Origin of the sequence: Arthrobacter sp. UYCu512 (assembly GCF_040547075.1) — a bacterium.
Taxonomy (GTDB): Bacteria; Actinomycetota; Actinomycetes; order Actinomycetales; family Micrococcaceae; genus Arthrobacter.
Genome location: NZ_JBEPPA010000007.1, coordinates 175,739 through 188,036 on the forward strand (window position 1 = coordinate 175,739; position 12,298 = coordinate 188,036).

Annotated in this window: 10 protein-coding genes and 1 tRNA gene; 5 read left to right on the top strand and 6 right to left on the bottom strand. The window is 66.0% G+C overall.

All coding sequences use genetic code 11. The features are described from left to right. Positions 1-13: 13 nt before the first annotated feature. Positions 14-1,324 carry a phosphoribosylamine--glycine ligase gene (purD, locus tag ABIB49_RS09545; protein WP_226775507.1) on the top strand — a complete coding sequence of 437 codons (1,311 nt, stop codon included), beginning with the start codon at positions 14-16 and terminating at the stop codon, positions 1,322-1,324. Positions 1,325-1,326: 2 nt separating this feature from the next. After that, positions 1,327-2,304 (top strand): phosphoribosylaminoimidazolesuccinocarboxamide synthase, encoded by a 978-nt coding sequence (locus ABIB49_RS09550; RefSeq protein WP_226775456.1) that lies wholly within the window; start codon positions 1,327-1,329, stop codon positions 2,302-2,304. On the opposite strand, the gene ABIB49_RS09555 is transcribed toward ABIB49_RS09550, so the two are convergent. After that, positions 2,301-3,593, bottom strand: coding sequence for a helix-turn-helix domain-containing protein (locus ABIB49_RS09555; RefSeq protein ID WP_226775457.1), 1,293 nt, complete (start codon positions 3,591-3,593; stop codon positions 2,301-2,303). The two genes, ABIB49_RS09550 and ABIB49_RS09555, sit on opposite strands and share 4 nt — an antisense overlap. A 129-nt stretch (positions 3,594-3,722) precedes the next feature. Here ABIB49_RS09555 and ABIB49_RS09560 point away from each other — a divergent pair, with 129 nt between their 5' ends. Next, entirely contained in the window at positions 3,723-3,938 is a 216-nt protein-coding gene (locus ABIB49_RS09560; protein ID WP_226775458.1) for a hypothetical protein, read from the top strand. A gap of 145 nt (positions 3,939-4,083) precedes the next feature. Here ABIB49_RS09560 and ABIB49_RS09565 read toward each other — a convergent pair. From ABIB49_RS09565 to ABIB49_RS09585, 5 genes are all read right to left on the bottom strand, one after another. Then, a tRNA-Pro gene (locus tag ABIB49_RS09565) sits at positions 4,084-4,160 on the bottom strand. A gap of 88 nt (positions 4,161-4,248) precedes the next feature. Continuing rightward, complete coding sequence (locus ABIB49_RS09570; RefSeq protein ID WP_282358712.1) at positions 4,249-6,078, bottom strand: ABC transporter ATP-binding protein; 1,830 nt, start codon at positions 6,076-6,078, stop codon at positions 4,249-4,251. Then, on the bottom strand, positions 6,075-7,907 hold the full coding sequence (locus ABIB49_RS09575) for an ABC transporter ATP-binding protein (protein WP_226775460.1): 1,833 nt from the start codon (positions 7,905-7,907) through the stop codon (positions 6,075-6,077). Before ABIB49_RS09575 ends, ABIB49_RS09570 begins: the two co-directional genes overlap by 4 nt. Before the next feature lie 375 nt (positions 7,908-8,282). Beyond that, positions 8,283-9,230: a metallophosphoesterase gene (locus tag ABIB49_RS09580; RefSeq protein WP_226775461.1), complete on the bottom strand. Its 948-nt coding sequence runs from the start codon at positions 9,228-9,230 to the stop codon at positions 8,283-8,285. Continuing rightward, positions 9,227-11,527, bottom strand: coding sequence for a transglycosylase domain-containing protein (locus ABIB49_RS09585; RefSeq protein WP_282358709.1), 2,301 nt, complete (start codon positions 11,525-11,527; stop codon positions 9,227-9,229). Before ABIB49_RS09585 ends, ABIB49_RS09580 begins: the two co-directional genes overlap by 4 nt. 37 nt (positions 11,528-11,564) lie before the next feature. Between ABIB49_RS09585 and sp36 the strand changes: the two genes are divergently transcribed. Continuing rightward, a complete protein-coding gene (gene sp36 / locus ABIB49_RS09590; protein ID WP_144671455.1) occupies positions 11,565-11,720 on the top strand; it encodes a Sp36 family protein in 156 nt (51 codons plus the stop codon). A 2-nt stretch (positions 11,721-11,722) separates the two neighbouring features. Next, positions 11,723-12,292 (top strand): RidA family protein, encoded by a 570-nt coding sequence (locus ABIB49_RS09595; RefSeq protein WP_282358706.1) that lies wholly within the window; start codon positions 11,723-11,725, stop codon positions 12,290-12,292. Positions 12,293-12,298 lie beyond the last annotated feature (6 nt).

The following is a 12,298-nucleotide window of genomic DNA, read 5'->3' on the forward strand; positions in this document are numbered from 1 at the left end:
ACTCTTGGGAACTGTGAAGGTACTTGTCATCGGCCCCGGCGGCCGCGAACACGCCATTGTCCGATCCTTGCTTGCCGACCCTGTTGTGTCCGAGGTCCACGCGGCCCCGGGCAACGCCGGCATCAGCAAGCTGGTCCCCACCTACACCATTGACGCGAGTGATCCCGCCGCCGTCGCGGCGCTGGCCGCCAGGCTCACAGTGGATCTGGTGGTGGTCGGCCCCGAGGCGCCTCTTGCCGCCGGAGTCGCCGATGCCGTCCGTGCCGCGGGCATCCCCGTCTTCGGTCCCGGCAAAGACGCAGCCCAGCTCGAGGCCTCCAAAGCCTTTGCCAAGGAAGTGATGGCCGAGGCGGGCGTCCCCACCGCCATGGCCCGGGTGGCGTCCAACGCCGGTGAAGCCGCGGACGCCCTCGATATCTTTGGCGCCCCCTACGTTGTTAAGGATGATGGACTCGCCGCGGGAAAGGGTGTTGTTGTCACCAGCAACCGGGAGGAGGCCCTCGCCCACGCGCAGAGCTGCTTCGATGCCGGCGGCACCGTTGTGATCGAGGAGTTCCTCGACGGCCCGGAGGTGTCCGTCTTTGTCCTCTGCGACGGCGTGAACACCGTGGCGCTGTCCCCGGCACAGGATTTCAAACGGATCTTCGACAACGACGAAGGACCCAACACCGGCGGAATGGGCGCCTATACCCCGCTGGAATGGGCGCCGGAAGGCCTCGTCCAGGAAGTCCTGGACCGCGTTGCCCAGCCTACGGTCAACCAGATGGCGCACCGCGGCACCCCGTTCGTCGGCGTGCTGTTTGTCGGCCTGGCCCTGACCTCCCGCGGTACCCGCGTGATCGAATTCAACGTACGCTTCGGCGATCCGGAGACCCAGGCCGTCCTGGCCCGCCTCAAGACGCCCCTGGGCGGGCTGCTGATGGCGGCCGCCAAGGGCGAATTGGATAAGGTCCAGCCGCTGCGCTGGTCCAAGGAAACCGCAGTCGCCGTCGTCGTCGCTGCCGAAAACTACCCGAACGAGCCGCGCACCGGCGACCGGATCCGGGGGCTCAAAAAAGTCGAGTCGATCGAGGGTGTCCACGTGATCCACGCCGGCACCCGGCTTGACGACGAAGGCAAAGTTGTGTCCGCCGGCGGGCGGGTGCTGGCAGTAGTAGCTCTCGGCGCGGACCTGGTGGAGGCGCGGGAACGCGCGTACGACGGCGTCGAACTGGTCCAGCTGGAGGGCAGCCAGTTCCGCACGGATATCGGCGGCAAAGCGGCCCGCGGTGAGATTAGCGTTCAGAACCGCGGAACCTCCGCAGCCCAGAAAGCGAAGGCTTGAGCATGAGCACCTCCGAATCCGGCGTGCCGGAAGCCGCCGAACCCGCGCCGTCCGCCCCGGGCGGCGGCCTGGACACCGCCGCGGTGGATCTTCCCGGCTGGAAGCACATCTACTCGGGGAAGGTCCGCGACCTCTACGTTCCGGCGGACGGGTCCATCACGGAGCGCATCGGCCAGGACTGCGTGCTGGTCGTCGCCAGCGACCGCATCAGCGCCTACGATCACGTCCTTGCCAGCGAGATCCCGGATAAGGGCCGCATTTTGACCCAGCTGAGCCTGTGGTGGTTCGAGCAGCTCGGCGTGGAGCACCATGTGCTCGCGTCAACTGTCGAGGCCGGGGTGCCGGCCGCCGTGGAGGGCCGCGCGATGATCTGTAAAAAACTGCAGATGTTCCCGGTCGAATGCATCGCCCGCGGTTACCTCACCGGCTCGGGACTCGAGGAATACCGGCGGTCCCGCACGGTGTGCAGCATTCCCCTGCCCGAGGGGCTGGTGGACGGATCCCGGCTCGAGGAGGCTATCTTCACCCCCTCAGCGAAGGCCGAGGTCGGGGAGCATGATGAGAACATCACCTACGACGCCGTTGTGGAAACCGTGGGCGCCGACGCCGCCTCCTCGCTGCGCGAGCTGACGCTGGCGATCTACACAAAGGCCGAGGCAATTGCCCGTCAGCGCGGCATCGTCCTCGCCGACACCAAGGTGGAATTCGGCGTCGACACGAGTTCCGGCGTCGTCACCCTCGGCGATGAGGTGCTCACCCCGGATTCCTCACGGTTCTGGGATGCCGCCACCTACCAGCCCGGCCAAGCCCAGCCGTCCTATGACAAGCAGTACGTCCGTGACTGGCTGACCTCGTCGGAATCCGGTTGGGACCGCTCCTCGGACGCACCGCCGCCGCCGCTGCCCGCGGACGTTGTGGTCCGGACCCGTGGCCGCTACGTCGAGGCCTACGAAAAGCTCACCGGCCGGACGTTCGCCTAGGCCTCCGCGGGCGCGCGGTGCTGGGTCCCGGCCAAGGCAGCGGCCTGAGCGCGGCGCTGGGCCAGCCGGATTTCCAGCACGGCGTCCATCGCCTGCTGGACCCGGTCCGAGGCGCCGGCGGCGCTGAACTCCTTCTGGGCTTCCTCGAGGTAGACCAGTGCTTCCTCGGCTTCGGCCGCGGCCTTGAGCGCTTTGCCGAGCAGCAGCGAGACCTCGCCCGCGGTGTGCTTAGCGAGCGCGTCCTTGTCGGCGTGGATGTCGCGCAGTTTCCGGACTGCGGCCACGATGTCCCCGGTCAGGTAGAGCCAGCGGGCCCGGATAAAAGCGACTTCAAGTTCGTCAGTTTTGTTGCCGCCCACAATTGAGAGCGCCAGCTCGGCGCGCTCGATCGAGCTCAGGGTTTCCGGCTCGACAATGCCGGAGGACAGCCGGACGGCCGCGGAAGCTTTGTTAAACCGCGCCCAGAGGTCGATGTCGTTGGCGGGGGAGAGCAACCGGGAGGCACGTTCGTGGTGCCTGATGCCCTCGGTGTAGTCATGGCGCATAAATGCCACGTTGCCGATCACCCAGGCTACTTCGCCGGCCAGTTGGGTCATGGAGTGGTCATCCATCTGCCCGTTCATGGCCCGGCAGTATTCCCAGGCCTCGTCCAGCCGCCCGCTCTCGGCCAGCGCACCGATGAGGGCGCGCAGCGCGCCGATGATCAGGGTCGAGCCCTTGGGCAGCTGTGCGCAGAGCCGCACCGCTTCCTGGGCGTGTCCGACGGCGGCAGCCAGCTGCCCTTGACCCTGTGAGGCTGCGGCGAGCATCTGCCTTGCCCGCACGCCCAGGCCTGCCGACTCGGCGGCCATCGGGTGATCCAGCAGGCGCTGGACGATGTCCGTGCACTCCTGCCACTGACCCTGTTTGATCAAGCATTCGGCCTGCATATAGGTCATGTTCCACCAGGCGCTGGTGTTTTTGGCTTCCAGGGCGATCTGGGCTGCGGCGGCTGCATGGGTGGCCGCCAGCGGATAATCCCGCAGGTCCCAGGCCTGGCGGGCGTACAGTCCGGAGAGCACGTATTCGGCGTCGCTGACGGATACGGGCTGGCTCCAGGCTTCCAGCGCCTTAGGTGCCAGTTCCAGCCGCCGGGCGAGTTCCTCGATCACGTCCGCGGTCGGTTCGCGGCGGCCGGTCTCCAAGAGGGAGATATAGCTGGGAGAGTACAGATTGCGGCCCAGTTCCGCCTGCGTCAGGCCACGCTCGAGCCGTTCCGCTCGGAGCTTCTCACCGAATCCGTTCCCCACGGATACCTCCTCATTCCGGACACTCTTTGTACTAAATGCTTGACAGGCTCTGTGGAAAACATTTTACAATGTATGTCAACAAGGGTAGTGCTGACTTGGTAAGGACCCCAACTCGTATTGAGGAACTCTATGTTGAAGAAAATTGCTGCCGGCGCCATCCTGGCGGGCGCACTGGCATTCACCGCCGCCGCTCCGGCAGTTCTGTCTGCCGGTTTCGCCGCTGGGACCAGCGTCACGGCAGTTGGCAACTGGCCTGACCCGATGAATGCACCGCAGGCCGTGGGTAACTGGCCAGATCCGATGGTCTACTCGACCAACGTCGGCAACTGGCCCGATCCGATGTAGCCAGCGGCACTTCGATGGCTCCGGGGCACGATGTCCCGGAGCCATTGTTTTGTCACCCGATCCCCGTCACCCGCCCCCGGTCGGGTTTCACATTCCGGACACATACAACAAGAGGGCCTTCCAGTTGGAAGACCCTCTTGTTTATTGGTCGGGATGACAGGATTTGAACCTGCGACCTCGTCGTCCCGAACGACGCGCGCTACCAAGCTGCGCCACATCCCGATCCGTTACTTCAAAAGCAACTTCACAAGACTATCCGATGGTGGCCCCGGATGCGAAATCGAACCGCGGGTCTCGCTGCGCCGAAGGGCTAGACCAGCGAATCCTTCCAGGCACCGTGGAGCCGGGCAAAGCGTCCGCCGCCGCCGATTAGCTCCGCCGGGGTGCCGTCCTCGACTACCCGCCCGTCCTGGACCACCAGCACCCGGTCGGCGGTTTCCACCGTGGACAGGCGGTGCGCGATGATAAGGGCGGTCCGGCCGGAGTCCGCCCCGGCCCCCTGCAGCAGACCCGCGAGGCCGGCCTGCACGAGGCGTTCGGACGGGATGTCCAGCGAAGACGTGGCCTCGTCCAGGATCAGCACGGCAGGGCGGGCCAGGAACGCCCGGGCGAAGCTGATCAGTTGGCGCTGACCGGCCGAAACCCGGCCGCCGCGTTTGTTGACGTCCGTGTCGTAGCCTTCCGGAAGCGCCAGGATGAAATCGTGCGCGCCTACCGCCCTGGCGGCGGCTTCGATCTCATCCCGGGAGGCCGTGGGACGCCCCAGGGCGATATTGTCCGCCACGGAGCCGCTGAACAGGAACGCCTCCTGGGTGACCATCACGACGTTGCGCCGCAGGTCCGCCGTCGTCAGCTCCCGCAGATCCACGCCGTCTAGCGTCAGGGAGCCCGCGGAGACGTCGTAGAAGCGGGCGATCAGCTTAGCAAGGGTGGATTTTCCGGCACCGGTTTGGCCCACCAGGGCCACCGTCTGGCCGGCAGGAATATGCAGATCCAGGGTGGGAATGATGAGCGGCCCGGTGCCGTAGCGGAACTCGGCGCCGTTGAAGTCGATGGTGCCCTTGGCCCGGTGCAGGGCCACCGGGTTTTTGGGCGGCCGGACGGTGGGGACCTCCTCGAGCAGCCCGGAGACCTTCTCCAGCGCCGCCTGGGCGCTCTGGAAGGAGTTGTAGAACATGGCCATCTGGTCCACCGGCTGGAAGAAGCGTTTAGTGGACAGGATCAGGGCCAGCAGCACACCGACGGCAAGGTCTCCGCCGAGCACCCGGAAACCGCCGAGCAGCAGGACGACGGCGACGCAGACATTGCCGATCAGCACCAGGCCGGGCTGGAAGATGCCGCTGAGATTGATGGACCGGACCGTGACCTGGCGGTAGTCCTCGGAGAGTTCGGCATACCGTGCGGCGTTGTCGCGTTCCTTCCGAAAGGCCTTGACCGCCCGGATTCCGGTCATGGTTTCGACAAAATGGACAATCAGGCGGGCCGAGACGGCGCGGGATTCACGGAATGCGATCTGAGAGTGTTTCTGGTACCAGCGGGCCAGCAAGAACATCGGCAGCCCTGCGGCCAGAATCAGCAGGCCGCTGCGCCAGTCGAGGGCGAACACCGTCACCGCGGTGAAGAGCATAAACAGGATCCCCGAGGACAGGGAGCTGATTCCGGAATCCAGGAGTTCGCGCAGCGCCTCAAGGTCCGAGGTCTGGCGGGCGATGATGCGCCCCGAGGTGTACTTTTCGTGGAATTCGAGGCTGAGCCGCTGGGTGTGCCGGAAGACCCGGACCCGGAGGTCGAGCAACATCGCCTGGCTCAGCCGTGCGGTCGAGGTCACGTACACGGCGGTGAGGCCCGCCGTCGCAACGGCGGCTGCGAGGTAGGCTGCGCCGGTGAACAGGAGCGGAAGGTTGTCGCCCGCAGTCAGGGCCGGCAGGGCTCCGTCGATGCCGAATGCGATCAGCGCCGGCCCGGCGACCCGTGCGGCCTGGGACAGCACCACGGCGGCAATGGTCAGCCAGAACCGCCGTCGGACCGGGCGGATCAGCGAACCAAGCAGGACCAGGGACCGGCGGCGCACCGTCTTGCTCTCGGTCCTGGACAGGTGCGCGTTGTCCTCGTTCGCGGTGCCGAAAGTTGTGCTGCTCATCGGGAAACCTCCTCTTCGTTGAGGCTTGTCAGGTCCGAGTCCACCAGATCGGAGTCCAGGTCCCGGGGCTCCGGGTCGAGGCTGGCGATCACATGCCGGTAGTGGCGGTTCGCCGCGAGCAGTTCGGTGTGGGTTCCGACGGCGGCGATCCCGCCGTCCTCCAGCAGCGCCACCCGGTCCGCCAGCGCCACGGTGGACGGCCGGTGGGCCACGATCAGGGTGGTGGTGTCGGCGAGCACCTCGCGCAACCGGGTCTCGACTCGTTCCTCGGTGTTGACGTCAAGGGCAGAGAGCGGGTCGTCCAGGACCAGGACCTTTGGCCCGGCAGCGATGGCGCGGGCCAGGGCGAGCCGCTGCCGCTGGCCGCCGGAGAGGCTGAGCCCCTCCTCGCCGATCAGGGTGTCGAGCCCGTCCGGCAGCGAGTATACGAAGTGGGCCTGGGCGACGTCGAGGGCCTCCGCGAGGGCCTCCTCGCGGCGCTCGGCCGTGTGGTTTTCCGGTGCGCCGAGCATCACGTTGTCACGGACCGAGCTGGAGAACAAGGTGGTGTCCTCGAAGGCGACGGCGACAACCGTGCGTAGCTCCTCGACGCTGAATTCGCGCAGATCGACCCCGTCGATGGTGATGGAACCGGCAGTGACGTCGTGCAGCCGGGGCACCAGCTGGAGCAAGGCGCTTTTGCCGCTGCCCGTGATCCCCACCAGTGCCATCGTTTCGCCGGGCCTGATGTCAAGATTGATGTTCCGGAGGATCGGTTTGTCCGGGGCGTCCTCATAGGCGAACCCGGCGCTGTTGAAGCGCAGGGCGCCGGTCAGGGCCTCGGGGCGGCGGGGATGTTCGGGACTGGTGATGGTGTTCACCGAGTCCATCACCTCAAAGTGCCGGTCCACGGCCGTCTTGGCGGTCAGGGCCATGGCCAGAAGCAAGCCGCTGAACTCCACCGGAGTGGCGATGACGGCAGCGGTGGCGAAGAACGCCACCAGGGCGCCGATGCTCAGCGCGCCGGTGGAGGCGAGCATAAGACCGGCGACGAGGCCGGCGCCGAGGGCGAGCTCGGGCAGCAGGGTGACCACCAGGCTGAAGGTAGCCAGGTGCTTGGCCTTAACTATCTCCGTCTGGCGGAGGCCTTCGGCCTGCTCGTTGAAATTCTCCAACGCCTCGCGGCTGCGGCCGAATGCCTTGAGCACCCGGATCCCGTGGACCGATTCCTCGACAGTGGTGGCGAGGTCGCCGGCCTGGTCCGCGCTGCGGCGCGCCACCTTGCTGAAGCGGGTGCGGAAACGGAAACCGTTGATCATAAGCGGCACTGCGGCGGCGAGGAAAATCAGGGCCAGCTGCCAGCTCATCGTGAACATCACCACAACGCCGATCACCACCGTCAGGGTGGTGACCACGAGCATAATGGCGCCGAAGGCCATCCAACGGCGCAGGAAGTTCAGGTCCGTCATGGCGCGGGAGAGCAGCTGACCGGAGCCCCAGCGTTCGTGGAAGGAAACTGTCAGATCCTGCAGATGGTCGTAGAGGGACACCCGCATTCGGGTCTCAACAGTGGTGGCCGGGTTGATCACGAATTGCCGCCGCAGGGCTACCAGGCCGGCTTCAGCTATGCCCAGGCCCAGAATAACGAGGGAAGCGATCCAGACTGCGTCCGCACTCCCGCCGGGCCGGAGGGACTGGTTGATCAGCACCCGCAGCACCTGGGGGATGGCCAGAGCCACCAGGCTTGCCAGCAAGGCGGAAAGCAGGCCCAGGGCCAGCCGCGGAATAATCGGCTGAACGTGGGGGTAAAGGCGGCTGATGGAGGAGAAAAATGAGGTCTGCTGGGCCATGCCTGACTTCTTCACACGCGACGGCAGCGGGCCGGCGCAACTGGATGTAGTTTCCTGTAGCAACTACCCTAGGCCATTGCGTGAGCCGGTTCACATGGACACCGGCGGAGGGCAGGATTTCGTCCAGTAATTACGTTCCGCAATGCTCGGACGGTGCTTGGCCCGTCAGGGACATGTCCACCCGTGGCTGCTGAAAGTGGACATCAACCCCGCTGCCCCACCGGACATGTCCACTTCCGGGCGCGGAGAGCGGACACAATCCGCGCTTCCCTCGGCGCATGTCCACTCCTGCGCGCGAAGGGTGGACATATGCCCATTATGTCCAGCCGGGAAGGCTGCCGGCGGGCATGTCCACTGCGCGGCGGAGGCTCGGGCTCAGGGCTGCGCAGTAAGCGTCAGCAACACGGCTTCAGGCTTGCAGGCGATCCGGACCGGGGCAAAGCGCGAGGTGCCGATACCGCCGGAGACGTTTACCGGCGTCGTGCGTCCCTTGCTGTTCCAGTCATGCAGGCCCTTGGCGCGCCAGGTCGGGAGGTCGCAGTTGACGACGAGGGCACCGAACCCCGGCAGGCAGATCTGGCCGCCATGGGTATGCCCGGCCAGCAGGAGATCGGCGCCGTCCTCGGTGAAGTGGTCCAGGACGCGCTGGTATGGGGCGTGGATGACCGCGACCCGGAGGTGCGGTTTGGCATCCTGGCCCCTAGTGCCGCGGGGCCAGCCGGCGTACCGTTCAAGGCCCAGGTGCGGATCGTCGACGCCGGAGAAGTCAAGACGCAAGCCTTTGACCACCAGGGACTGGCAGCGGTTGGTCAAGTCCAGCCAGCCGCCCATCCCAAAGCCCGAACGCAGCCGTGGCCAATCCAGTTTGGTCGGCCCCTTGGGGCTCGAGGAGGGTCCCAGGAAATACGACGCCGGGTTCTTCAGCCGCGGGGCGAAGTAATCATTGGACCCCGGGACGAAGACTCCGGGAAACTTCAGCAGCGGACGCAGCGAGTCCAAAAGCGGGTCCACCGCGTTGACGTGGCTGAGGTTGTCGCCGGTGTTCACCACCAGGTCCGGTTCCAGGCCGGCCAGCGAGGACAGCCACGCTGCCTTGCGGTGCTGTCCGGGGACAAAGTGGATATCGCTCAGGTGCAGCACACGGATGGGACCGTACCCGGCCGGGAGGATCGGCAGGGTCTCTTCGCGCACAACAAACTGGTTCTTTTCCCAGAGCCCGTACCCGGCGGCGACGGCGCCGGTGGCGGCTCCGGTCGCGGCGGACACGGCCAGGCCGCGTCCGATGCGTCGGGCGCGGCCGGTTAACTGGTTTTGGGCCGTCACGGCTTGGGCGCGGCAGCGTTGCCCGGCTGCTCAGCGGGCGCCGACGGGGCGGGGGCCGCAGCCGGTGTGGACGGAGCCGGGGCAGGAGCGGGGGCAGACGGTGCCGGCGTCGACTGTGTGCTCGGCCGGGGCGCCGGTGCCGGGCCGGTCACCATGTTCGACGGCGGCGCCGTGAACGGGTTGGTGCCGTAGGCCGGGGCCACCTGGGTCATGTAGTTCGAGAACTGCGGACCCGCAATCATATACCCGTCGATTGCCTGGTAAAACTTGCCGTTGAACGTGAGGTTGCGTCCCGGCCGGTCCTGGCCGCCGAGTGCGTCTCCGAACCACGATGCCGTCGCCAGGCCGGAGGTGTAGCCGACCACCCAGGTGGAGTTGTTGGGGTCGTTGGTGCCGGTCTTGGCCGCGATCGGGAAGCTGGTCCGGGTGGAGATCCGGGGCTGGATCAGCGAGCCGGAGCCGCGGTTGAGGACTTCCTGCAGCGCGTAGCTCACGCCGCGGGCGACTTCCGGTTTGATCGCGTCGCGGCAGCTGGGGGCCTGTGCCGGCATGGCTGCACCGGTCGCGTCAGTTACCGACTCAATGGCGATCGGCTCGCAGTACTTGCCGTCGTTGGCGAAGGTCGCGAACGCGCTGGCCATGGTCAGCGGCGAGGTCTGGGTGGCGCCGATCAGGTTGGACAAGGTCGTCATGGGCACCGGCTCGTTGGTCTGGCCGGCGTGGATGCCGACGGCGTCGACGATCTTTTGGATCCCGCAGAGGTCCACCTGTGCCGCGGTTGCGAAGGTCATCGTGTTGATGGAGTTCGCCAGGCCGTCAACGACTGTCATGTTCTTGTAGTAGCCCTCTTCGGCGTTCTGCAGGTCATCGGCCGCGCCGAGTCCCTTTTCCGCCGTGTTGTAGGCCCCGTCCACCGGTGCGGGGCAGGTGTTCCGCCACCTGTAGTTCAACGGGTACCTGCGCACGGCGCCGTTGAGGACTGTGTTCATGGACCGGCCCTCGTCGAGCCATTCGGCGAAGGTGAACGGCTTCATCGTGGAACCGGGCTGGAAGCCGCCCAGTCCGCCGAGGTCGTTGCCCTTGGCGTCCTTCATGTCAACGTTGAAATTGATCACGTTGTTGAATTTGCCTTCGGCCTCCAGGAACTGGGTGTTCTGGGCCATGGAGATGATCTTGCCGGAACCGGGCTGCACGGAGACAAGGGAGGCGCCCCATTTATCCGGGTTCGCCCCGGCGGAGCCTTCAACCTGGGCCTGGGCCACGGCCTGGGCGTTGGGGTCAAGCGTCGTCTTAATGGTCAGGCCGCCGCGGAAGACCTTCCGGACCCGGGCATCGGCGTCGGCGCCGTAGGCCGGGTTGTTGAGCAGCAGGTGCAGCACGTAGTCGCAGAAATATGGGGCGGTCGCCGAATAGGCACAGCCCTGGCGCGCCGGCGTAACCTTCGTTTCCACCGGAGTGGCGACGGCGCTGTCGTAGGCCGCCTGCTGGATCTTGCCTTGCGTGAGCATCGCCTTGAGCACCAGGTCGCGGCGGACCTTAGCGTTCTCCGGGTTGGTAATCGGATCGTAGAACGACGGACTGTTAACCAGGCCGGCCAGCAGCGCAGCCTGCGGGAGGCTGAGGTCCTTGGCGGTGGTGCTGAAGAAGAACTTCGAAGCGGCTTCGATTCCGTAAGCATCCCGGTTGAAGAAGACGATGTTGAGGTAGCCCTCGAGGATCTGCTCCTTAGTGAGCTTCTTCTCCAGGGCGATGGCGAGCTTCATTTCCCGCAGTTTGTCACCGACGCCCTTGTTCACGCCGTTGAGGAGGACTTGGTCGCCCTTGCCCTCGGCCTCGAGGGAGGAGTTGATGACGTTGTTGACGTACTGCTGCGTGATGGTCGACGCGCCCTGCTTGTTGCCGCGCGCGGTGCTGACGAGGGCGCGCATGATGCCGGTGGTGTCCACGCCGCCGTGCTCGTAGAAACGGCTGTCCTCGATGGCGATGACTGCGTCCTTGACGAACGGCGACATCTGGTCGAGGGAAACTTTGGTGCGGTTTTCCGCGAAGAGGCTGGCGATCACACTGCCGTCGGAGGCCAGGATCGTCGTCGACTGGCTGGGCGGGTCCACCTGCAGTTCGGCCGGCAGGGTCTCGAAGAACTTGATCGATCCGCTGGCCGAACTGCCGGTAACGGCGGCCGCGGGGACTAGCAGTCCCGCCACCAGGACACCGCAAACGGCGCTCACGCCCAGGAAAAGAAGGATCTTTCCGAGGGTGGTGGCCGTGTCAAATAGAGGGTTCTTACCAGTCGCCATGTTTTCCACTTTACCGGCAAGGACTAGGCTTTAGCTCATGACCAAATGGGAGTACGCCACGATTCCGCTCATTATCCACGCCACGAAGCAGATTCTGGACCAGTGGGGTGACGACGGCTGGGAACTTGTCCAGGTAGTCCCGGGCCCCGAGGGCAACGGCCTGGTTGCGTACCTGAAGCGGGAGAAGCAGTAGCCATGAGCACCACACCATCCGCCGCTCCGGGCGCACCGGCGGTCTCCGGAACGCAGGCCCACAGCACCGCCGTCACCGGCGCGCCGTCCGCCGTCGAGCAGCGCCTTGCCGAGCTCGGGCTGACCCTGCCTGACGTGGCCGCCCCGGTGGCGGCCTACGTTCCTGCGGTGATCTCGGGCAACCACGTCTACACCTCCGGCCAGTTGCCGTTTATCGGCGGCAAACTGGAGGAGACCGGCAAGGTGTCCTCCGGTGCCGAAGGCGCCTCGGACGAGGCCACGGTTTCCCCGGAAGCTGCCAAGCAGTATGCCGCCGTGTGTGCAGTCAACGCACTCGCCGCCGTCAAAAGCGTCATCGGCGACCTTGACCGCATCACCCGGATTGTCAAAGTTGTCGGCTTCGTAGCCTCCGACCCGTCCTTTACGGGCCAGCCCGGCGTTATCAACGGCGCATCCGAACTCCTCGGCAAGGTCCTCGGCGACGCCGGCCAGCATGCAAGGTCCGCCGTCGGCGTTGCCGTCCTTCCGCTCGACTCGCCGGTAGAAGTCGAACTGATCGCTGAATTCGCGTAGAGGTCA

Coding starts and splice junctions, on each gene's coding strand:
- ABIB49_RS09595 (WP_282358706.1), top strand. CDS start 11,723: ATGAGCACCACACCATCCGCCGCTCCGGGCGCACCGGCGGTCTCCGGA.
- ABIB49_RS09585 (WP_282358709.1), bottom strand. CDS start 11,527: ATGGCGACTGGTAAGAACCCTCTATTTGACACGGCCACCACCCTCGGA.
- sp36 (WP_144671455.1), top strand. CDS start 11,565: ATGACCAAATGGGAGTACGCCACGATTCCGCTCATTATCCACGCCACG.
- ABIB49_RS09575 (WP_226775460.1), bottom strand. CDS start 7,907: ATGGCCCAGCAGACCTCATTTTTCTCCTCCATCAGCCGCCTTTACCCC.
- ABIB49_RS09570 (WP_282358712.1), bottom strand. CDS start 6,078: ATGAGCAGCACAACTTTCGGCACCGCGAACGAGGACAACGCGCACCTG.
- ABIB49_RS09560 (WP_226775458.1), top strand. CDS start 3,723: ATGTTGAAGAAAATTGCTGCCGGCGCCATCCTGGCGGGCGCACTGGCA.
- ABIB49_RS09550 (WP_226775456.1), top strand. CDS start 1,327: ATGAGCACCTCCGAATCCGGCGTGCCGGAAGCCGCCGAACCCGCGCCG.